The organism is Streptomyces rectiverticillatus, from assembly GCF_013394065.1.
Classification (GTDB): Bacteria; Actinomycetota; Actinomycetes; order Streptomycetales; family Streptomycetaceae; genus Streptomyces; species Streptomyces rectiverticillatus.
Genome location: NZ_CP040752.1, coordinates 5196573 through 5216838, shown reverse-complemented (window position 1 = coordinate 5216838; position 20266 = coordinate 5196573). Strand labels below are relative to the sequence as shown.

General features: G+C 73.5%; 18 protein-coding genes. 3 read left to right on the top strand and 15 right to left on the bottom strand.

All coding sequences use genetic code 11. The features are described 5' to 3' along the window. Positions 1 to 224 precede the first annotated feature (224 nt). From gatB to FGW37_RS22890, 11 genes are all read right to left on the bottom strand, one after another. The gene (gene gatB / locus FGW37_RS22940) at positions 225 to 1733 is read right to left on the bottom strand and encodes an Asp-tRNA(Asn)/Glu-tRNA(Gln) amidotransferase subunit GatB (protein WP_179082774.1); all 1509 of its coding nucleotides are present in this window, start codon (positions 1731 to 1733) and stop codon (positions 225 to 227) included. A 26-nt stretch (positions 1734 to 1759) separates the two neighbouring features. Next, on the bottom strand, positions 1760 to 2020 hold the full coding sequence (locus FGW37_RS22935; protein ID WP_246430511.1) for a hypothetical protein: 261 nt from the start codon (positions 2018 to 2020) through the stop codon (positions 1760 to 1762). Further along, positions 2017 to 3516 carry an Asp-tRNA(Asn)/Glu-tRNA(Gln) amidotransferase subunit GatA gene (gene gatA / locus FGW37_RS22930; RefSeq protein WP_179082773.1) on the bottom strand — a complete coding sequence of 500 codons (1500 nt, stop codon included), beginning with the start codon at positions 3514 to 3516 and terminating at the stop codon, positions 2017 to 2019. Before gatA ends, FGW37_RS22935 begins: the two co-directional genes overlap by 4 nt. A gap of 6 nt (positions 3517 to 3522) precedes the next feature. Next, positions 3523 to 3819, bottom strand: coding sequence for an Asp-tRNA(Asn)/Glu-tRNA(Gln) amidotransferase subunit GatC (gatC, locus tag FGW37_RS22925; protein WP_030368121.1), 297 nt, complete (start codon positions 3817 to 3819; stop codon positions 3523 to 3525). A 432-nt stretch (positions 3820 to 4251) separates the two neighbouring features. Beyond that, complete coding sequence (locus FGW37_RS22920) at positions 4252 to 6363, bottom strand: putative bifunctional diguanylate cyclase/phosphodiesterase (RefSeq protein WP_179082772.1); 2112 nt, start codon at positions 6361 to 6363, stop codon at positions 4252 to 4254. Between the two features lie 296 nt (positions 6364 to 6659). After that, positions 6660 to 8957, bottom strand: coding sequence for an NAD-dependent DNA ligase LigA (gene ligA, locus FGW37_RS22915; protein WP_179082771.1), 2298 nt, complete (start codon positions 8955 to 8957; stop codon positions 6660 to 6662). Positions 8958 to 8965: 8 nt separating this feature from the next. Beyond that, complete coding sequence (locus FGW37_RS22910; protein WP_281394938.1) at positions 8966 to 9967, bottom strand: methionine synthase; 1002 nt, start codon at positions 9965 to 9967, stop codon at positions 8966 to 8968. A 56-nt stretch (positions 9968 to 10023) separates the two neighbouring features. Next, positions 10024 to 11451 carry an MFS transporter gene (locus tag FGW37_RS22905; RefSeq protein WP_179082769.1) on the bottom strand — a complete coding sequence of 476 codons (1428 nt, stop codon included), beginning with the start codon at positions 11449 to 11451 and terminating at the stop codon, positions 10024 to 10026. A 123-nt stretch (positions 11452 to 11574) separates the two neighbouring features. Beyond that, positions 11575 to 12015: a MarR family winged helix-turn-helix transcriptional regulator gene (locus FGW37_RS22900; RefSeq protein WP_246430510.1), complete on the bottom strand. Its 441-nt coding sequence runs from the start codon at positions 12013 to 12015 to the stop codon at positions 11575 to 11577. Positions 12016 to 12037: 22 nt separating this feature from the next. Further along, a complete protein-coding gene (locus tag FGW37_RS22895; RefSeq protein WP_179084862.1) occupies positions 12038 to 12736 on the bottom strand; it encodes an SDR family oxidoreductase in 699 nt (232 codons plus the stop codon). 18 nt (positions 12737 to 12754) lie between these two features. Beyond that, complete coding sequence (locus FGW37_RS22890; protein WP_179082768.1) at positions 12755 to 13294, bottom strand: LOG family protein; 540 nt, start codon at positions 13292 to 13294, stop codon at positions 12755 to 12757. A gap of 220 nt (positions 13295 to 13514) precedes the next feature. On the opposite strand from FGW37_RS22890, the gene FGW37_RS22885 reads away from it, so the two are divergent. Beyond that, a complete protein-coding gene (locus tag FGW37_RS22885) occupies positions 13515 to 14120 on the top strand; it encodes a hypothetical protein (RefSeq protein ID WP_179079116.1) in 606 nt (201 codons plus the stop codon). Between the two features lie 56 nt (positions 14121 to 14176). On the opposite strand, the gene mnmA is transcribed toward FGW37_RS22885, so the two are convergent. Next, entirely contained in the window at positions 14177 to 15343 is a 1167-nt protein-coding gene (mnmA, locus tag FGW37_RS22880) for a tRNA 2-thiouridine(34) synthase MnmA (RefSeq protein ID WP_179082767.1), read from the bottom strand. A 382-nt stretch (positions 15344 to 15725) separates the two neighbouring features. On the opposite strand from mnmA, the gene FGW37_RS22875 reads away from it, so the two are divergent. Beyond that, on the top strand, positions 15726 to 16370 hold the full coding sequence (locus tag FGW37_RS22875; RefSeq protein ID WP_179082766.1) for an N-acetylmuramoyl-L-alanine amidase: 645 nt from the start codon (positions 15726 to 15728) through the stop codon (positions 16368 to 16370). Here FGW37_RS22875 and FGW37_RS22870 read toward each other — a convergent pair. Together FGW37_RS22870 and FGW37_RS22865 are read right to left on the bottom strand one after the other, a co-directional pair. After that, the gene (locus FGW37_RS22870) at positions 16363 to 17532 is read right to left on the bottom strand and encodes a cysteine desulfurase family protein (RefSeq protein WP_179082765.1); all 1170 of its coding nucleotides are present in this window, start codon (positions 17530 to 17532) and stop codon (positions 16363 to 16365) included. The genes FGW37_RS22875 and FGW37_RS22870 overlap by 8 nt on opposite strands. A gap of 83 nt (positions 17533 to 17615) precedes the next feature. Continuing rightward, complete coding sequence (locus tag FGW37_RS22865; protein ID WP_179082764.1) at positions 17616 to 18590, bottom strand: helix-turn-helix transcriptional regulator; 975 nt, start codon at positions 18588 to 18590, stop codon at positions 17616 to 17618. 165 nt (positions 18591 to 18755) lie between these two features. Here FGW37_RS22865 and FGW37_RS22860 point away from each other — a divergent pair, with 165 nt between their 5' ends. Continuing rightward, a complete protein-coding gene (locus FGW37_RS22860) occupies positions 18756 to 19346 on the top strand; it encodes a TIGR03086 family metal-binding protein (RefSeq protein ID WP_179082763.1) in 591 nt (196 codons plus the stop codon). Positions 19347 to 19400: 54 nt separating this feature from the next. Here the strand turns inward: FGW37_RS22860 and FGW37_RS22855 are convergent, their stop codons facing one another. Then, positions 19401 to 20234, bottom strand: coding sequence for a thioesterase family protein (locus FGW37_RS22855; protein WP_179082762.1), 834 nt, complete (start codon positions 20232 to 20234; stop codon positions 19401 to 19403). Between the last annotated feature and the right edge of the window lie 32 nt (positions 20235 to 20266).

Sequence of the window (20266 nt, the reverse complement as noted above, 5' to 3'; positions counted from 1 at the left end):
CAGATTCCTGATGCGGGCACACGGTGGGCCCGCAGTCGGGATCATGCCGGACGGGGGACACGAAGGCCATAGACCGAAGGAAACCAGCCAATCCCGGACCATTCCCGGACAGACAATGGCCGCCCCTTCAAAAAGGGGCGGCCATGAGGTGTCGCAGAACGCTGCCGAAGAGCAGCTGATCGGCCCGGGGGCGATCGGCTCTCAGCCGGTCAGCCCCCAGCCGGTCAGCCCTCGACGCCGAGGCGCTCCAAGATGAGCTCCCGGACACGGGCCGCGTCGGCCTGGCCGCGCGTGGCCTTCATGACCGCGCCGACCAGCGCACCCGCCGCCGCGACCTTGCCGCCGCGGATCTTGTCCGCGATGGCGGCGTTGGCAGCGATGGCCTCGTCCACGGCGGCACCCAGGGCGCTGTCGTCGGAGACGACCTTCAGGCCGCGCTTCTCGACGACCGCGTCCGGGTCGCCCTCGCCCGCGAGCACGCCCTCGATGACCTGGCGGGCCAGCTTGTCGTTGAGCGAGCCCTCGGCGACGAGCGCCGCCACCCGGGCGACCTGCGCCGGGGTGATCGCCAGCGCCGCGAGGTCCGTACCGGACTCGTTGGCGCTGCGGGCCAGCTCGCCCATCCACCACTTGCGGGCGGCGGCGGAGTCGGCACCGGCCTCGACGGTGGCGACGATCAGGTCGACCGCGCCCGCGTTGAGGATCGACTGCATGTCGTGCTCGGTGACGCCCCACTGCTCGCGCAGGCGGTTGCGGCGCACGCGCGGCAGCTCGGGCAGGCCCGCCCGCAGCTCCTCGACCCACTCGCGGGAGGGGGCCACCGGCACCAGGTCCGGCTCGGGGAAGTAGCGGTAGTCCTCGGCCTCTTCCTTGATGCGGCCGGACGTGGTCGACCCGTCCTCCTCGTGGAAGTGGCGGGTCTCCTGCACGATCGTGCCGCCGGCCGAGAGGACAGAGGCGTGCCGCTGGACCTCGAAGCGCACCGCGCGCTCGACGGAGCGCAGCGAGTTGACGTTCTTGGTCTCGGAGCGGGTGCCGAACTTCTCGGTGCCGTTCGGGCGCAGCGACAGGTTGACGTCGCAGCGCATCTGGCCCATCTCCATCCGGGCCTCGGAGACGTCCAGCGCCTTGATGAGCTCGCGCAGCTCGGCCACGTAGGCCTTGGCGACCTCCGGGGCCCGCTCGCCCGCGCCCTCGATCGGCTTGGTGACGATCTCGATCAGCGGGATGCCGGCACGGTTGTAGTCCAGCAGGGAGTGCTGGGCGCCGTGGATGCGGCCGGTGGCACCGCCCACGTGGGTGGACTTGCCGGTGTCCTCCTCCATGTGGGCGCGCTCGATCTCCACGCGGAAGACCTCGCCGTCCTCCAGCTGCACGTCGAGGTAGCCGTTGAAGGCGATCGGCTCGTCGTACTGGGAGGTCTGGAAGTTCTTCGGCATGTCCGGATAGAAGTAGTTCTTCCGGGCGAAGCGGCACCACTCGGCGATCTCGCAGTGCAGCGCGAGGCCGATCTTGATGGCGGACTCGACGCCGGTGGCGTTGACCACCGGCAGGGCGCCGGGCATGCCGAGGCAGACCGGGCAGGTCTGGGTGTTGGGGTCCGCGCCCAGCTCCGTGGAGCAGCCGCAGAACATCTTCGTCTTGGTGCCGAGCTCGACATGGACCTCCAGGCCCATGACGGGGTCGTAGGAAGCCAGCGCGTCCTCGTACGACACCAGTTCAGTGACGGTCACGGAAAACTAACCTCTCAGGTCCTGGCTCAGTCCGCGAGGACGTCGTCGCTGTTCATCCGGCGCAGCTCGCGCACCAGCAGCGCGACGCCGGTGGCGATGGCCGCCGCGGAGACGATCGCGTCGACCAGCTGGAGCGTGTCCTGCTCGCCGCGCGCCTTCTTCGCCTGCTTGATCACGCTGACGGCGCCGAACAGCGTGGTGCCGATCGACAGATACGTGCCGGGCTTGGACTTCTTGAAGCCCTTGGCCTTCTTCAGAGCGCTCGCCTTGCTCACTTCTGCACTCACAGCGACGGTGCCTCCTCGAGCAGGTGGTGACCCCAGCGGGCGGTGAACGCGGCCTCGACCGCGGCACCGACCTTGTAGAGCCGGTCGTCCTTCAGGGCGGGAGCGATGATCTGCAGACCGACCGGCAGGTTGTCCTCGGGCGCCAGGCCGCAGGGCAGCGACATGGCCGCGTTGCCGGCCAGGTTGGTCGGGATGGTGCACAGGTCCGCGAGGTACATCGCCATCGGGTCGTCGGCGCGCTCGCCGATCGCGAAGGCGGTGGTCGGGGTGGTCGGCGAGACGATCACGTCGACCTGCTCGAAGGCCTTCTCGAAGTCGCGCGTGATGAGCGTGCGGACCTTCTGCGCCGAGCCGTAGTAGGCGTCGTAGTAGCCCGAGCTCAGGGCGTACGTGCCGAGCATGACGCGGCGCTTGACCTCGGGGCCGAAGCCGGCCTCGCGGGTGAGGGCGGTGACGTCCTCGGCGGAGCGGGTGCCGTCGTCCCCGGCGCGCAGGCCGTAGCGCAGGCCGTCGAAGCGGGCCAGGTTCGAGGAGCACTCGGACGGCGCGATCAGGTAGTACGCGGCCAGGGCCAGGTCGAAGGACGGGCAGTCCAGCTCGACGATCTCGGCGCCCAGCTCCTTAAGCAGCTCGACGGACTCGTCGAAGCGCTGCACGACGCCGGCCTGGTAGCCCTCGCCGCGGAACTGCTTGACGACGCCGACGCGCATGCCCTGCACGCTGCCGCTGCGCGCGGCCTCGACGACCGGCGGGACCGGGGCGTCGATGGACGTGGAGTCCATCGGGTCGTGGCCGGCGATCACCTCGTGCAGCAGGGCCGCGTCCAGGACCGTACGGGCGCAGGGGCCGCCCTGGTCGAGGGAGGAGGAGAAGGCCACCATGCCGTAGCGCGAGACCGAGCCGTAGGTCGGCTTGACGCCGACGGTGCCGGTCACGGCGGCGGGCTGGCGGATCGAGCCGCCGGTGTCCGTGCCGATGGCCAGGGGGGCCTGGTACGCGGCGAGCGCCGCGCTGGAGCCGCCGCCGGAGCCGCCGGGGATCTTGGTCAGGTCCCAGGGGTTGCCGGTGGGGCCGTAGGCGCTGTTCTCCGTGGAGGAGCCCATCGCGAACTCGTCCATGTTGGTCTTGCCGAGGATGACGACGTCGGCGTCCTTCAGGCGCTTGGTGAGCGTCGCGTCGTACGGCGGGATCCAGCCTTCGAGGATCTTCGAGCCGACCGTGGTCGGGATCCCCTTGGTGGTGAAGATGTCCTTCAGCGCCAGCGGGACGCCGGCCAGCGGGCCGAGCTTCTCGCCGCGCTCGCGCTTGGCGTCGACCTCGCGGGCCTGGGCGAGGGCACCCTCGCGGTCCACGTGGAGGAAGGCGTGCACCTTCTCGTCGACGGCGTCGATGCGGGCCAGGTGGGCCTCGGTGACCTGGACGGCGGTGAGCTCGCCGGAGGCGATCTTCTCCGCGATCTCGGAGGCGGTGAGCTTGATGATGTTGATGTCCGTCATGGCTGACTAGTCCTCCCCCAGGATCTGCGGCACCTTAAAACGCTGCTGCTCCTGGGCGGGGGCGCCGGAGAGCGCCTCCTGCGGGGTCAGCGACGGACGGACCTCGTCCGGGCGCATGACGTTGGTCAGCGGCAGCGGGTGGGACGTCGGGGGGACGTCCTGCTCGGCGACCTCGGAGACGCGGGCGACCGCGCCGATGATGTCGTCGAGCTGGCCGGCGAAGTGCTCGAGCTCTTCGTCCTTGAGCTCCAGACGTGCCAGCCGGGCGAGGTGGGCTACCTCCTCGCGCGTGATGCCAGGCATGCGGCGATCCTCAGGGGTTGTGACGGATTCTGGGCGGGTTGTGCGCCCAATCCTATGGCGCGGGGCGCAGTGCCTGCTAAACGCTTTCCGGGGCGCCGTGGTCAAGGTCGCTCCGGGGCCGCCGGGTAAGCCGGTGGGGGCTGATCACCGCGGCGCCGGAAGAGAGTGCCCGGAGTGTCCGGACGTCCTTGCAGGCAGGATGGTTCGGCACCGCCGGAACGGCCGGTCGGGGGCTGATCGCCATCGCGGCGGAGAAGTGTCCGGCGCGGCCGGAGCGCCCGGGCGGACGTCGTACCGGCACGCCCGCATCGGCCGTCCCCGCGGCAACACCGGCACCTGCCCGCCGGGCAAGGTCTTCCGCCGCCGCGGTGATCGGCCCCCACCGGGGGGCCTGGCGGTACCCAGCCGGGTGCCACCCCTACGTGACCGCGTCTACGTGACCGCGTCCTCCTCCGCGGCGGCGGCCCCCGCCGCTGCCGCGGACCCCGCGGCCACGCGCTCGGCCTCCCGGTGCCAGCCGGACTCGTTGCGCAGGCGCAGCCAGGCCGTGGTCTCGTCCGGCGGCATGGCCGCGGCGACGAGCCAGCCCTGGACCGCGTCGCAGCCCAGGTCCCGCAGCCGCTCCCAGGTCTCGTCGTCCTCGACGCCCTCGGCGACGACGAGCAGGCCGAGGGAGTGGGCGAGGTCGAGCGTGCAGCGGACGATCTCGGCGTCCTCGTTGTCGATGGCGAGGCGGGCGACGAACGAGCGGTCGATCTTCAGTTCGCTGACCGGGAGCCGGCGGAGGTGGACCAGGGAGGAGTAGCCCGTGCCGAAGTCGTCCAGCGACATCTTCACCCCGTGCCCCGTCAGCCCCGCCAGGGTGTCCGCGGCCCGCTGCGGATCCTCCAGCAGGACGTGCTCGGTTATCTCCAGCTGCAGCGCCCCCGCAGGGACCCCGTGCCGGGCCAGCCGCGCCGCGACCGATCCCGCGAACCCGGGAGTGTGAACGTCGCGCGGGGAGACGTTGACGGCGACCGGCACCTCCAGGCCCATGGCCCGCCACTTCGCCACCTGGCCGAGGGCCGTCTCCAGGACGTACTCGGTGAGCCTCGGCATGAGGCCGGAGGATTCGGCGATCGCGATGAACTCGTCCGGGGAGACCCGGCCGCGCTCCGGGTGGACCCAGCGCACCAGCGCCTCCAGGCCCTCGACGTGCCCGTCGAAGCCGACCTTGGGCTGGTAGTGCAGCTCGACGTCGCCCGCGTCGAGCGCGCGCCGCAGGTCGCCGAGCAGGCCGAGCCGGTCGGGGGTGTTGCCGTCGCGGCGGGCCTCGTAGACCTCGACGCCGCTGCGGTCGCGCTTGGCCTGGTACATGGCGACGTCGGCCCGGCGCAGCAGCCCTTCGGCGTCGAGGGCGTGATCGGGGTAGACGGCGACGCCGGCGCTGGCCTCCAGCACGAGGGTGAGCCCGTCGAGGTCGAGCGGCGAGCCCAGCGCGGCCACCAGGGAACGGGCCACGCGCTGGGCGCCGGTGAGGGAGTCGGCGGTGGGCAGGAGCACCGCGAACTCGTCGCCGCCGAGGCGCGCCGCCTCCGCGTCGCGCGGCAGGGCGAGGCGCAGACGCTCGGCTATCTGCAGCAGCAGCCGGTCCCCGGCGAGGTGGCCGAGGGTGTCGTTGACGGAGCGGAAGCGGTCGAGGTCGATGAGGACGAGGGCGGAGCGGGTGCCGGCGCGCTCGGCCTCGTCGAGCGCGCTCCAGGTGCGCTCCAGCAGCCACTGGCGGTTGGGCAGTCCGGTGAGGGGGTCGCGCAGCTGTTCCTCGGCGCGGGCGCGGGCGATCCACAGCGTGGAGTCGAGGGCGATGAGGGGGACGGCGAACAGCGGCAGCAGCAGCGGCGCGTGGTCGGCGACGACGGCGATCAGCGGGGCGATGCCGAGGAGGGCGCCGCCGACGAGGGCCTGCCGGACGAGGGCGGTGCGGGCGATGGTGCTGAGGCCGGCCCGGGGGGCCATGGAGTACCAGAGCAGGGTGCGGGTGACGGCGAGGTACATGAAGGCGGCGAGGGCCACCTTGGGGATGGCGGTGAGCGGCCACTCGTCGGGCAGCCAGGGGCGCTCGACGGTGGAGACGACGCCGCACACGGCGAGGGCGAGCCCGGCGGCGCCGATGCCGAGGATGTCGACGGCACCGTGGAGTAAGGCCTGGCGCCAGCGGTGGCGGCGCGCCGTGGCGACGAGCAGGACGACGGCGATGCTGATCAGGACGGCGGGCAGCCAGCCGTAGAGGAGGAGGACGGCGAGGGTGAGGGCGGCTCCGGAGCCCGTGCCGCCCCACCAGCGGTCGCGCCCGAGGGCGACGAGGTGGGCGACGATGAGGCCGGTGAGAACGGCCAGCGACCAGCCGACGGTGTGTCCGGGGAAGACGGAGTGGCCCGCGGTGAGCACCCGGCAGATCCCCGCGGCCAGTGCGAGCACCGCCACGGCGACGCAGACCGTCGGCAGCGCGGGCGGAGGAACCCGGCGCAGCCGGGATGCCGGTTCGGCGCTGTCGGTGGGTTTCATGCCCGTCCCTCTCACAGCCGGCGGTGCCCGCGCCACGGCAGGCGCACATCTCAACAGTAGGCCGCAGAAGGCTACGGCGGGCAGCGATCGGCAGCGGTTGCCCGATTGGGATCCGGCCTCTTGTAGCCATCTGGTATGCGCTGTAGGGGTAATGCCCACTGACTATGCGGGCATTACTCCGCTGGGGTGGCGACCGGTGTGCGAACCTGCCTTCCGCCGGCGGCGCCGCTCCGCGTGAGGCGGGTGACGGCGCGGGTGGTGGGGGGTGCGGAGGGGCTACCCGCACCCCCTGCCCACTACGCCTTGCCGTGGGTGCTCTCGTCCTCGCCCGCGCCCCCGCCCGCTCCCGCGCCCTCTTGCGGGACGGCCGCTTCCCGCGCCGCGTCGGGGCCTTCGGCGAGGAGCACGGCGAAGCCGTCCTCCTCCAGGACGGGGACCTTCAGCTGCATGGCCTTGTCGTACTTGGATCCGGGGTTGTCGCCGACGACCACGAAGTCCGTCTTCTTCGACACCGAGCCGGTGACCTTGGCGCCCTGCTGCTGCAGCGCCTCCTTGGCCGCGTCGCGGGTGTACGAGGCGAGCGTGCCGGTGACGACGACCGTCAGGCCGGCGAGGGGGCGCGGGCCTTCGTCCTCCCCGGCCTCCTCCTCCATCCGGACGCCGGCGGCGCGCCACTTCTCGATGATCTCGCGGTGCCAGTCCTCGGCGAACCACTCGCGGACGGCGGCGGCGATGGTGCCGGAGACGCCGTCCACGGCGGCGAGCTCCTCCTCCGTCGCCGCAGCGAGGCGGTCGATCGACCGGAACTCGCGGGCGAGGGCGACGGCCGCGACCGGGCCGACGTGACGGATGGACAGGCCGTTGATGATGCGGGCGAGGGGGCGCTGCTTGGCCGCCTGGATGTTCTCCAGCATGGCCAGGGCGTTCTTCTTCGGCTCGCCCTTCTGGTTGGCGAAGAAGGTGACGACCTTCTCCTCCCCCGTCTTCGGGTCGCGCTTGGGCAGGCCGGAGTCCGGGTCCACGACGTAGGACTTGATGGGCAGCAGCTGTTCGATGGTCATGCCGAACAGATCGCCTTCGTCCCGCAGGGGCGGCTCGGCGGGCTCCAGCGGCTGGGTGAGCGCCGTGGAGGCCACGTAGCCGAAGTTCTCGATGTCGAGGCACTGGCGGCCGACGAGGTAGAACAGGCGCTCGCGGATCTGGGCGGGGCAGGCGCGGGCGTTGGGGCAGCGGAGGTCGATGTCGCCCTCCTTCATGGGCCGCAGGCCCTCGCCGCACTCGGGGCACTCCGCGGGCATCACGAACTCCCGCTCGGTGCCGTCCCGCAGGTCCACCACGGGGCCGAGGATCTCGGGGATGACGTCGCCCGCCTTGCGCAGGACGACGGTGTCGCCGATGAGGACGCCCTTGGCCTTGACGACGTCCTGGTTGTGCAGGGTGGCGAACTCGACCTCGGAGCCCGCGACCGTGACCGGCTCGACCACGGCGTACGGCGTGACGCGGCCCGTGCGGCCGACGCCCACCCGGATGTCCACCAGCTTGGTGTTGACCTCTTCCGGGGCGTACTTCCACGCGATGGCCCAGCGGGGGGCGCGGGAGGTGGAGCCGAGGCGCCCCTGCAGGGCGATCTCGTCGAGCTTGACCACGACGCCGTCGATCTCGTGCTCCATGGAGTGGCGCACGTCGGGGTCGCCGTAGTGGGCGATGAACTTCCGTACGCCCGCCAGGTCACGCACGACCTCGGCGTGCGCCGCCGTGGGCAGGCCCCACTCGCGCAGCAGCCCGTAGGCCTGCGACTGGCGGTCGATGTCGAAGCCCTCGCGGGCGCCGACGCCGTGGACGACCATGTGCAGCGGGCGGGTGGCGGTGACGCGCGGGTCCTTCTGGCGCAGCGAGCCGGCCGCGGCGTTCCTCGGGTTGGCGAAGGGGGGCTTGCCGGCCTCCACCAGGGCGGCGTTGAGCTCCTCGAACTTCTCCATCGGGAAGTAGACCTCGCCGCGGACCTCGACGAGGGCCGGGATGCGGTCGCCCTTGAGGCGGTCGGGGATCTCGGAGATGGTGCGGACGTTGGGGGTGATGTCCTCGCCGGTGCGGCCGTCGCCGCGGGTGGCGGCGCGGGTGAGGCGGCCGTGCTCGTAGGTGAGGTTGACGGCGAGGCCGTCGACCTTGAGCTCGCACAGGAAGTGGTACGGCGTGCCGCCGCCGATCTCCTTGGCGATGCGCTCGGCCCAGGCGGCCAGTTCCTCGTCGTCGAAGGCGTTGTCGAGGGAGAGCATGCGCTCGCGGTGCTGGACGGCTGTGAACTCCGTCTCGTAGGCCCCGGCGACCTTCTGGGTGGGCGAGTCCGGCGTGCGCAGCTCCGGGTGCTCCTCCTCCAGGGCCTCCAGCGCGCGCAGCAGCTTGTCGAACTCGGCGTCGCTGACGACGGGGGCGTCCTTGACGTAATACCGGAAGCGGTGCTCCTCGACCTGCTCGGCCAGCAGTGCGTGCTTCTCCCGCGCCTTCGCGGGCACGGCGGAGCCCGCCGCGAGCTCTTCGCCCTGCCGTCCGCCTTGCCGTTCGACAGCCACCGTCTCGTCCTCCCGTTGATCCATGAGCGCCGTCACTCAGGGTTGTCTGCGAGTGATTTCGCCGCCCGGGCGCAGTGGGTGAGTGCCGCACGGGCATATGCGGGCGAAGCGCCCGCGAGCCCGCACGAGGGCGTGACGACCACGGACTCCGCGAGAGTCCCCGGTGCCAGCCCCAGCCTGCGCCACAGCGTCCTGACACCCATGACGCTACCGGCAGGGTCTGACAATGGGCCGTCCGTGCCCGGCACCACGCCCACGAACAACGCGGTACCCGCCTCCACCGCCTCTCCCACCGCTTCTTCCTCACGCTCGGTGAAGAGCGAGAAATCGAACGAGATGCCCTGGAAGCCGGCCCGGCGCAGCAGCGCGAAGGGCACGCCGGGGGCGCACGAGTGCACGACCGGCGCCTCGCCGGTGGCCTCGCGGGCGACCGTCACCAGATCGCGCAGGGCGCCCTCGACCACGGCCCGGTCGACGGCCCGGTAGGTGCGGTACCCGCTGGCGGTGCGCACGTGCCCGGTGAGGACGGCGGTCAGCGACGGCTCGTCCAGCTGCAGCACGACGCGGGCGCCGGGCACCCGCCGCCGCACGTCGGCGAGATGGTTACGCAAGCCCTCGGCCAGCGAGGCCGTCAGGTCGCGGCAGGCGCCGGCGTCGCCGAGGGCGGCCTCGCCGCCGCGCAGTTCGAGGGCGGCCGCGAGGGTCCACGGGCCGACGGCGGAGACCTTGAGCGCGCCCTCGTAGCCCTGCGTGTACTCCTCCAGCGCGTCCAGGTCCTCGCCCAGCCAGGAGCGGGCGCGCTTGGTGTCGCGGCCCGGCCGGTCGCTGATGCGCCAGCCGCTGGGCTCCACGTGCGCGTAGACGTCCACCAGCAGTCCGGTGGTGCGCCCGATCATGTCGGCGCCGGGGCCGCGGGAGGGCAGCTCCGGCAGGTACGGCAGGGTCTCCAGGGACCCGGTGACGGTCTTCGCGGCCTCGCGGGCGTCGCCGCCGGGCATCGACCCGACGCCGGTGGCCGCACCGGCGCCCCAGATCTTCCCCGCTCCCGGCGGACGGCCACCGGACCCCTGCTCGTTGTCGCTCTTGTCGCTCACGCAGGAAGACTACGGGGCGCGCGGCGGCCGGCGCGCAGGCCGAGCCAGGCGACGAGCCCGGCCGCCGCGTAGGCGCCCGCGGTCAGCCCGAAGGACGCCGCCGCGCCCGCGTACCAGCCGTCCGCCGCGGTGAGCACGGCGCTGACGGCGGCGACGCCGACCAGGGAGCCGATCTGGCGGTTGGCGTTGAGCGCGGCGCCCGCGATGCCGGAGTGCTCGGTGCCGGCGGACTCCATGGTGGCGCCGGTCATCGCCGGGGAGGCCATGCCGATGCCGACGTTGAGCGTGGCGAGGACGGTCGCGAGCACCCAGTACGGCATGCCGGGCGAGACGGTCAGGGCCAGGGCGAGGGTGCCGGCGGCGGAGACGGTGAGGGTGACCGCGAGGATCACGCGGTTGCCGATGCGAGGGCCGGTCTTCGCATAGAGGACGTTGCCGAGGAGCCAGACGGCCTGGACGGGCAGCAGCTCCAGACCGGCCTGCACGGGGCTCGCGCCGCGCGCGTTCTGCAGGAAGAGGCCGAGCATGAACAGCCCGCCGAAGAGGCCGAAGTTGAAGAGGAAGCCGATGGCGTTGGCGGCCGGGAAGCGGGCGTCGGAGAAGAGCGCGCGGGGCAGGACGCGGACCGCCGCGCGGCGCTCGCGGACGACGAAGGCGGCGCCGGCGAGGACGGCGACGGCGAGCGGGACCAGCACGCGCGGCGCGGCCCAGCCCAGGTCCGGGCCCTCGATGAGCCCGTAGCTGAGGGCGGCCAGGGCGAGCAGGCCGAGGGCGTGGCCGGCCGCGGCGAGCGGGGCGGGCCGGCCCGGCAGGGGGGCGATGACGCGGCGGGCGAGCACGAGGCCGAGCAGGCCCAGCGGCAGATTGATCAGGAAGACGGAGCGCCAGCCGAACGTGCCGACGAGCAGGCCGCCGACGGCCGGGCCGAGCCCGGCGGCCACGGAGACGATCGCGGACCACAGGCCGAGGACGCGGGCCCGCTCCCGGGCGCCGGGGAAGGCGGCGAGGAGCAGCGTCAGCGAGCTGGGCATGAACAGCGCCGCGCCGGCGCCCTGCAGGACCCGCCCGGCGATGAGCACGCCCGCCCCGGGCGCGACCGCGGCCAGCAGCGAGGCCGCGGTGAAGAGCGCGAGCCCGGCGAGGTAGGTGCGGCGCGCGCCGTAGCGGCCGGCGAGGGAGCCGGCCAGGAGCAGGAGGGCGGCGAAGGCGAGGACGTAGCCGCTGACGACCCAGGTCAGGCCGGACAGCGAGAGCCCGAGGCCCGCGCGGAGGGAGGGGCCGGCGACGTTGATGATCGTGACGTCGAGCGAGGCCAGCACGAAGCCGAGGGCGAGCGTGAGGATGGCGAGCCCCGGCCGGGCGGGGGCGGCGGGCGGGGCCGGCGCGGCGGAGGCGGCCGCGGAGGAACGGGTCTGAGCGATCATGAGAATAGTTAAAGCTATATCGATTACTCAGACAATCATTACAGCTATAACTTTACGAGGGCTATACGAAAGCCCCCGGAGCATCCGTCCCGGGGGCTTCCTCGTGCCCGCACATCGCGGCGCCTACGCGCCTTCCAGCGCCTTCGCCAGCTGGTCCCGCAGGGCCGCCCGCTCCTCGTGCGACATGTGGTCCAGCGGAGAGTCGCGCCCGATGCGCCGCAGCAGCTCCAGGCGCAACTCCCGCCCCGCATCGGTCAGGACGAGCTGCTTGGCCCGTCTGTCCTGCGGGTGCGGCTCGCGCACGACCAGGCCGCGCTTCTCCAGCTTGTCCACCACATAGGTGACGTTCGGCGGCTCGCAGCTGAGGATCGCCGCCAGCTCGCGCGCCGTCCTCGGCCGCCCGAGCTCCTCCAGGGCCTTCGCCTGGGTCGGCGTGAGATCGAACTCGGCGCTGCGGCCGCGCTGGTGCGCGTCCATGCGCTTGTTGAGCTCGACGACCAGGGACCGTATCTCCTTGACCGAGCACCCGACGGCCGCCGTGTCCCGCACTGCGCTGCTGCTCATGCCGTCAGCGTACGCCGCCGCGTCAGCGACCGGGCCGGACGGACAGGTCGTTGATCTCCGCGTCGCGCGGGAGGTCGATCGCGAGCAGGATCGTCGACGCGACCGACGCGGGGTCGATCCACTGCGACGGGTCGTACTCCTTGCCCTCCTGCTGGTGCACCTTCGCCTGCATGGGGGTCGCGGTGCGGCCCGGGTAGACGCTGGTGACGCGCACGCCCGCCGCGTGCTCCTCGGCCCGCAGCGAGTCCGCGAGGGCCTTCAGGCCGTGCTTGCTCGCGGCGTACGCGCTCCAGCCGGCGTGGGCGTGCAGCCCGGCGCCCGAGTTGACGAAGACGACGTGCCCCTTCGTCACGCGCAGCTGCGGCAGGAAGAGCCGCGTCAGCTCGGCCGGGGAGACCAGGTTGGCGGCGAGCGTGGCGTTCCACGTCTTCGGCGTCAGCTCGCCGACGTCGCCGAGGTCGACGACGCCCGCGATGTGCAGCAGCGTGTCGACCCGGTCGGGCAGCGACTGCTTGTCGAGAGCCCAGGAGAGCCGGTCCGGGTTGGCCAGGTCGGCCACGAGCGTGTGGGCGCCGGGGAACGCGGCGGCCAGCTCCCTGGCCCGGCCGGCGTCCCGCGCGAAGAGGTGGACCTCGTCGCCCCGGTCGAGGAGGCGGCGCGCGACCGCCTCCCCGATGCCGGAGCCGGCCCCGGTGATCAGATGTGTTGCCATGGGAGCCAGCTTGCCCTACCGCGGGTGCTACTGCAGACCCGCCGACTCCTCCAGGTACGCCATCGCCCCGAGCCCGTCCTCCGCGAAGAAGACCAGCTCCGACAGGGGAAGCGGCAGGAAGCCCTCGTCCTCCATCCGCTGGAACTGCGCCTTGAGGCCGTCGTAGAAGCCGGCCGCGTTGAGCAGCACGACGGGCTTGTCGTGGATGCCGTGCTTCTTCAGCTCCAGGATCTCCGTCGCCTCGTCGAGCGTGCCGGTGCCGCCCACCATCACGACGACGGCGTCGGCCCGCGCGAGCAACTGCGCCTTGCGCTCGGCGAGATCGCGGGTGACGACCATCTCGTCGGCGCCGCTCCGGGCCCGCGCGGCGAGGAACTCCACCGTCACGCCCACCAGCCGGCCGCCGCTCTCCTGCACCCCGTCGGCCATGACCTTCATCAGGCCGGATTCGGAGCCTCCCCACACCAGCGTGTGACCGCCCCTGCCGATGAGTTCGGCGAATTCGCGGGCGGGGACGGTGTAGCGGGCGTCGAGGTCGGCGGCGGAACAGAAGACGGCGATGTTCATGGACGCCACCGTACGCGGCCGCGGTGGTCCGGCCGCTCTGGGCGGTTTTCGGACCGTTCCTGTCCTTGCCCTGTCCCTGTTACGGCCCCGTTCGGTTGCGGGTTCGTCACAGGGAGCGGCTTGGTTTGGCTGCTTGTAAGAGCGCTGTTAGCGTGACGTGCACTCGTCAGCCGGGCGTCAACAGGCGCTGTTTCCAGCCAATTATCGGGGGAAGTTACCAGTGAAGCTTCGTCATGTCCGCGCGGCCGCGGTCTTCGGAATTGCCGTCGTCGCCCTGACCGGAGCCCGTGGCAGCCACGGCGGCGGCTGCGGCGGTGGCGGCTCCAGCCACCACAGCAGCAGCTCGACTTCGGGCGGCACGACCACGACGGGCGGTACGACCGGCGACGCCAGCACCGGCGGATCGACCGGCGGCGGCACGAGCACGGACGGCGGCCTCACCACGGGCGGCACCTCCGGCCTCACCACCGGCGGCGGGTCCACGAGCAGCGGGACGTCGACCAGCGGCATCACCACGGGCGGCAGCACCGGCGGCAGCGCCTCGCGCGACCTCAAGATCGTCAGCTGTGACTACAGCGACACCCGCGGCATCACCGCGAAGATCTCCGTCACCAACCCCAGCCTGACGGACAACTACACCTACACGTTCTCGGTGAAGTTCACCGACTCGAACGGCACCCTCATCGGCACCCGCAACCGCACGATCCCCTACGTCGGCCCCGGCAAGACCGACACGCAGGACGTCTCCCAGTCGTACGTGCCGAAGGCGGGCACCAGCGTCAGCGGCAAGTGCGCGGTCAGCAACGTGATGCGCACCAAGTCGTAACGCACGTCCCCTCGCGGCCTGCCGGGCGCGCGGGGCGGGCCCGGGCGGGCCGCGGGTCAGGCGCTGTGCGCCGCCGGCGCCGTCCGCGCCGCCGCGCGCTCGGTGGTCGCGATCGTCGCCGAGCCGACCACGCGCGTGCCGTCGTAGAGCACGATCGCCTGGCCCGGGGCCACGCCGCGGACCGGCTCGGTGAAGGCCACGTGCAGCTCGCCGCCGATCAGCTCGGCCGTCACCTCGGTCTCGCCGCCGTGGGCGCGGAGCTGGGCGGTGTACGTGCCCGAGCCCTCGGGGGCCACGCCGCACCAGCGGGGGCGGATGGCCGTCAGGGCGATGACGTCGAGCGCCTCCACCGGGCCCACCGTCACCGTGTTGTTCACCGGCGAGATGTCCAGGACGTAGCGCGGCTTGCCGTCCGGGGCCGGGTGGCCGATGCGCAGGCCCTTGCGCTGGCCGATCGTGAAGCCGTACGCGCCCTCGTGGGTGCCGACCTTCGTGCCCGTCTCGTCGACGATGTCGCCCTCGGCCCTGCCGAGGCGCTTCGCCAGGAAGCCGCGGGTGTCGCCGTCGGCGATGAAGCAGATGTCGTGGCTGTCGGGCTTCTTCGCCACGGCCAGGCCGCGGCGCTCCGCCTCCGCGCGGATCTCGTCCTTCGTGGTGACCGTGTCGCCCAGCGGGAACATCGCGTGGGCCAGCTGCCGGTCGTCCAGCACGCCGAGGACGTAGGACTGGTCCTTCGCCATGTCGCTCGCGCGGTGCAGCTCGCGGGTGCCGTCCTCGTTGAGGACGACCGTCGCGTAGTGGCCGGTGCACACCGCGTCGAAGCCCAGCGCGAGCGCCTTGTCCAGCAGCGCCGCGAACTTGATCTTCTCGTTGCAGCGCAGGCAGGGGTTGGGCGTGCGCCCGGCCTCGTACTCGGCGACGAAGTCCTCGACGACGTCCTCGCGGAAGCGCTCCGCCAGGTCCCAGCAGTAGAAGGGGATGCCGATGACGTCCGCGGCGCGGCGGGCGTCGCGGGAGTCCTCGATGGTGCAGCAGCCGCGCGCGCCCGTACGGAAGGACTGCGGGTTCGCGGACAGCGCGAGGTGCACGCCGGTCACGTCGTGCCCGGCCTCGGCGGCGCGGGCCGCGGCGACGGCGGAGTCGACGCCGCCGGACATGGCAGCGAGCACGCGGAGCCCCTTGCGGGGGGCGCGGAGGTCGGGGGCACCGGGGAAGTCAGTCATAGCCCTACCAGGGTACGGGGGCGGCGGGCGCCGCGGCTCCCGGGTTTGTACGGGGCGCGCTACCGCGCGGCGGACGGTGCCGGCCGGCACGGGGCGGACGGTGCCGACTGGCACGGGTGATCGGCACCGCCGGAACGCGACGTCCCGGTTTCCCGCCGTCGCGGCGGGAGATCTTGCCGAGGCCCGGCGTTCTTTCCACCGCCGCAGCGGCGCAGCACCCCCGCGGCGCGGACCGGCGGTGCCCGGCCGGCATGCTTGCCCGGCCCGGCGCCCTTCCCCCGCGGAGCGGACCGGCGGCCCCGGATTCGGTTCAGTTGTGGAACGGTGGCGGTGGTGTGTGCGTTTCGGGCAGGTAGGGGGCGTGCACGTCAGGGGGTACGGGATGGAACCGGAGCACATAGGGCGCCGCCGGGTGCTGATCGGGGGTGCTGCCGCGCTCGTCGGCGCGGGTGCCGCCGGGTACGCCGGGCGGGACGGGGTCGAGCGCTGGTGGTGGCGGGTCTCCGGTAAGGAGAAGCCGCGTACGGACGGCGTCCTCGACCACCCCGGCGCCGAGTGGGTCGCCGCGTCGTCGGCGAACTGGCGCCGCGCCGAGCGGCCGGACGACTACGCCGTCGACCGCATCGTCGTCCACGTCGTCCAGGGCGGCTACGACGACGCCCTCCGCGTCTTCCGCGACCCCCTGCACGAGGCCGCCGCGCACTACGTCGTGCGCAAGGACGGGCACATCGCCCAGACCGTCCGCGAGCTGGACGTGGCCTTCCACGCCGGGAACCGCCGGTTCAACGAGCGCAGCATCGGCATCGAGCACGAGGGCTACGTGGACCGCCCCCGCGGCTTCACGGACGCCATGTACGCCTCGTCCGCCCGCCTCGCGGCCGGGATCTGCGCCCGCTACCGGATCCCCGTGGACCGCACGCACATCGTCGCCCACTCCGAGGTTCCGGGGACCGACCACACCGATCCCGGCCCCCACTGGGACTGGGATCGGTACCTGCGGCTCGTGCGGGAGGCCCCGGTCAGCTGAGGCCCGCCGAGCGGGCCCGCTCGACCACCGGGCCGATGGCCTCCGCCACGGCCGCGACGTCCGCCTCCGTGGAGGTGTGGCCCAGCGAGAAGCGCAGCGTGCCGCGGGCCAGCTCCGCGTCCGTGCCCGTGGCCAGGACGACGTGGCTCGGCTGGGCCACGCCCGCCGTGCACGCGGAGCCCGTGGAGCACTCGATGCCGCGGGCGTCCAGGAGCAGCAGCAGGGAGTCGCCCTCGCAGCCGGGGAAGGAGAAGTGTGCGTTGGCGGGGAGCCGGCCGGCGGGGTCGGGGTCGCCGCCGAGGACGGCGTCCGGGACGGCCTTCCGTACGGACGCGATCAGGCTGTCGCGCAGCGCGCCGACCTCGCGCGCGAAGTCCGCGCGCCGTGCGGCGGCGAGCTCGCCCGCGACGGCGAAGGCGGCGACGGCGGGCACGTCGAGCGTCCCGGAGCGCACGTGGCGCTCCTGGCCGCCGCCGTGGAGCAGCGGCACGGGCGCGTACTGACGGCCCAGGAGGAGCGCGCCGATGCCGTACGGGCCGCCGATCTTGTGCCCGCTGACGGTCATCGCGGCCAGCCCGGACGCGGCGAAGTCGACGTCGAGCTGGCCGACGGCCTGCACGGCGTCCGCGTGCAGCGGGACGTCGAACTCGGCCGCGGCGGCGGCGAGTTCGTGCACCGGCATGACGGTGCCGATCTCGTTGTTGGCCCACATGACGGTGGCCAGGGCGACGTCGGCGGGGTTGCGGGCGATGGCCTCGCGCAGGGCGTCGGCGTGCACCCGGCCGTAGGAGTCGACGGGCAGGTACTCGACGGTGGCGCCCTCGTGCTCGCCGAGCCAGTGCACGGCGTCGAGGACGGCGTGGTGCTCGACGGGGCTGGCGAGGATGCGCGTGCGGGCGGGGTCGGCGGCCCGCCGGGCCCAGTACAGGCCCTTGACGGCGAGGTTGTCGGCTTCCGTGCCGCCCGCGGTGAACACCGTTTCGCTGGGGCGCGCGCCGAGCGCCGAGGCGAGGGACTCGCGGGCCTCCTCGACGGTGCGGCGCGCCCGCCGCCCGGCGGCGTGCAGCGAGGAGGCGTTTCCGGTGAGGGCGAGCTGGGCGGTCATCGCCTGCACCGCCTCCGGAAGCATCGGGGTGGTGGCGGCGTGGTCGAGGTAGGCCATGGTGGGGACGATTCTACGAGGCGCGGCCGGGCGGCGTACCGGGCGTTCCGGCCCTCGGGCCGCCGCCTGCCCGTGGGGCGCCGTCAGGGCGCCGCGGCCCGGCCCCCGTACATCTCGGCCGTCGCCGCCGCGACCCGTGCGAAGTCCGCCCGGACCTCCTCCGGGGAGAGGACCTCGACGTCGGGGCCGAAGGAGAGCAGGGAGCGGGCGGCGCGGAGTTCGGGCAGGCGGAGCTCGACGACGGCGGGGTCGCCGCCGGAGGGCGGGGCGGCGACGGCGGGGCCGAGGATGCGCAGGAACATGTCGAGCCGTGAGCGCCGCACCGTGGCGGTCACGCGGAGGTCCGCCGGGCGCTCTTCGACCTCGCGCCGCAGCACCTCCCACGCGTCGGCGAGCTCGACGCCCGCGCGGCGGCGCACCGGGTCCGCGGTGACGCTCACGGCGGCCATGCGGTCGGCGCGGAAGAGCCGGGGCCGGGCCCGCCGGTCGGCGACGAGGTACCAGACGCCGGCCTTGGCGACGAGGCCGTAGGGGTCGACGGTGTACGTGCGGGCCTGTTCCTGCCCTCCGTGGCGGTAGCGCAGGCGCAGCCGCCGGTCGGTGAAGACGGCCGCCTGCAGCTCCCCGACGTCGGCACCCTCGTGGCCTCCCCCGGGGCCGCTCAGCCAGCGGACGGGGTCGACGAGGATGCGGCGGCTGGTGGCCTCGGCGGCGGGCCGGTGCGGGGCGGGCAGGGCGGCCATGACCTTGCGCAGGGCGGAGCCGAGGGCGCCGTCGAGGCCGAGGTCGGCGTGCGTGCTCCCGGTCGCGAGGACGAACAGGGCGCGGGCCTCGTCGGCGGTGAGGCCCGTGACGTCCGTCCGGTAGCCGGGGAGCAGCGCGATGCCGCCGTGGCGGCCGCGTTCGGCGTAGACGGGCACTCCTGCGGCCGACAGGGATTCGACGTCGCGGTAGACGGTGCGGACGGACACCTCCAGCCGGTCGGCCAGTTCGCGGGCGGGCACGCGGCCGCGGGTCTGGAGGAACAGCAGGATCGACAGCAGGCGGTCGGATTTCACGGGACCAAGGATCGCCCGGGGAACGGCCCGTGGGACCACCGGTGGAACCGGCCCGGAAAACTTGACGGCGGATGTCAGGTTATCGGGGGAAGCTCTGTCCGTCCCGGCGGGCCGCCTCCGACGGCCACCGGGTACCCGATCTCCTTCGCACACTTGGAGCTGCGCATGACCGCCGAGGCCGCCCTCACCGACCCCCGCCCCCTGATGGACCGCGCCGTCGCCCAGGTGGCGGCCCTCGTCGCCGCCGTGCCCGCGGAGCGGCTCGGCGACCCGACCCCGTGCGCGGAGTTCGACGTACGGGCCCTGCTGGGCCACCTCGTGGCCGGCGTGCACGACGGCGCACAGCTGGGCGAGAAGGGCACGGTGGAGTGGAGCAAGCCGCCCACGGGCATCGCGGACGACGGCTGGGGCCGCGCTTACGACGAGGGGCGGGCACGGCTGGCGGCCGCCTGGGCGGACGACGCCAAGCTGGCGCGGACGGTGAGCGTGGAGTGGGGGACGTTCCCGGGGGCCGTGTACCTGACGTCCGGAATGGTGCTGGAGAGCGTCACGCACGCCTGGGACCTGTCGCAGGCGCTGGGGCATCCGCTCCCGCTGGACCAGGAACTGGCAGAACTGGCGCTGGGCTGGGCGGAGCGGTTCCTGCCGGCGGACCGGCGGGGCGAGGAGGTCCCGTTCGGTCCGGTGCGGCCCGCGCCCGAGGGCGCGGACGCGTACGCGCGGCTGGCGGCGTGGCTGGGCCGGGAGGTGGCGTAGCCCCCCGTACCCCGCCGTACCGCGTACCCCGCGGCACCGGGGGGCTCCGGCCCGTCAGTGCCGCGGGGCCGCCGCCAGCTGCCGGGACTGGGCGACGAGGCGGTCCTCGCTGTCCCAGACCTCCGCGTCCTCCTCCAGGTAGCCGCCCGCCAGGTTGCGCGTGGTGACGGCGATGCGGACGGGGCCGGGGGCGGGCCGGCAGCGGATGTGGGCGGTCAGCTCGACGGTGGGCACCCAGCCGGTCAGGCCCAGCTCGAAGGTGGTCGGCGGCAGGGCGTCGACCGCGAGCAGCAGCGCCAGTGGGTCGAGGGGGCGGCCGTCCGCCAGGCCGAACCAGGCGCGCATCTCGCCGCGCCCGCCGGGCCGCCCGACCGCCCAGCCCGCGGTCGCGGGGTCGAGGCGGATGTCGAGGCGGGCGGCGATCTCGGCGAGCGGGTGGGCGGCGTCGTTGTGCTCCTTGCCGAGGCAGTGCTCGTACGGGGGCATGGCGGGCGGCTTGGCCGTGGTGCGGACGTCGTCGCTGAGGGTGCCGAGGTCGCCGTAGGTGGCGAGGACGCGGATGCGCTCGCTCTCGCTGCCGTCGGCGGCGGTCTGCACGAGGGAGGCCTGGCCGGTGGAGAGCGCGCGGCCGGTGCGCACGGTCTCGGTGCGGATGACCGCGGGGCCGGGCCGGGTGACGGACAGGTAGTGCGCGGTGACGGTGAACGGGTCGGGGTGGGGCAGGTGCGCGCCGAGGCCCCGGCCGAGCAGGGCGAGGAGGTAGCCGCCGTTGACGGCGCCGCCGATGCTCCACCCGGCGGGGAGTTCCACGTCGTGGACGCCGGGGGCGCGGGGGGTCAGTGCGGTGTCGCGGTCGAATTCGCTGTCACCGAGGGTTGCCTGTGCCATGCCGGTCACGCTACACCCGGAAGTTACTCATC

Bases quoted from the DNA above. Each gene is read 5' to 3' on its own strand.
- gatA (WP_179082773.1), bottom strand. From the start codon at position 3,516: ATGACGGACATCAACATCATCAAGCTCACCGCCTCCGAGATCGCGGAG.
- gatC (WP_030368121.1), bottom strand. From the start codon at position 3,819: ATGCCTGGCATCACGCGCGAGGAGGTAGCCCACCTCGCCCGGCTGGCA.
- FGW37_RS22920 (WP_179082772.1), bottom strand. From the start codon at position 6,363: ATGAAACCCACCGACAGCGCCGAACCGGCATCCCGGCTGCGCCGGGTT.
- ligA (WP_179082771.1), bottom strand. From the start codon at position 8,957: ATGGATCAACGGGAGGACGAGACGGTGGCTGTCGAACGGCAAGGCGGA.
- FGW37_RS22905 (WP_179082769.1), bottom strand. From the start codon at position 11,451: ATGATCGCTCAGACCCGTTCCTCCGCGGCCGCCTCCGCCGCGCCGGCC.
- FGW37_RS22900 (WP_246430510.1), bottom strand. From the start codon at position 12,015: ATGAGCAGCAGCGCAGTGCGGGACACGGCGGCCGTCGGGTGCTCGGTC.
- FGW37_RS22890 (WP_179082768.1), bottom strand. From the start codon at position 13,294: ATGAACATCGCCGTCTTCTGTTCCGCCGCCGACCTCGACGCCCGCTAC.
- mnmA (WP_179082767.1), bottom strand. From the start codon at position 15,343: ATGACTGACTTCCCCGGTGCCCCCGACCTCCGCGCCCCCCGCAAGGGG.
- FGW37_RS22875 (WP_179082766.1), top strand. From the start codon at position 15,726: ATGGAACCGGAGCACATAGGGCGCCGCCGGGTGCTGATCGGGGGTGCT.
- FGW37_RS22870 (WP_179082765.1), bottom strand. From the start codon at position 17,532: ATGGCCTACCTCGACCACGCCGCCACCACCCCGATGCTTCCGGAGGCG.
- FGW37_RS22860 (WP_179082763.1), top strand. From the start codon at position 18,756: ATGACCGCCGAGGCCGCCCTCACCGACCCCCGCCCCCTGATGGACCGC.
- FGW37_RS22855 (WP_179082762.1), bottom strand. From the start codon at position 20,234: ATGGCACAGGCAACCCTCGGTGACAGCGAATTCGACCGCGACACCGCA.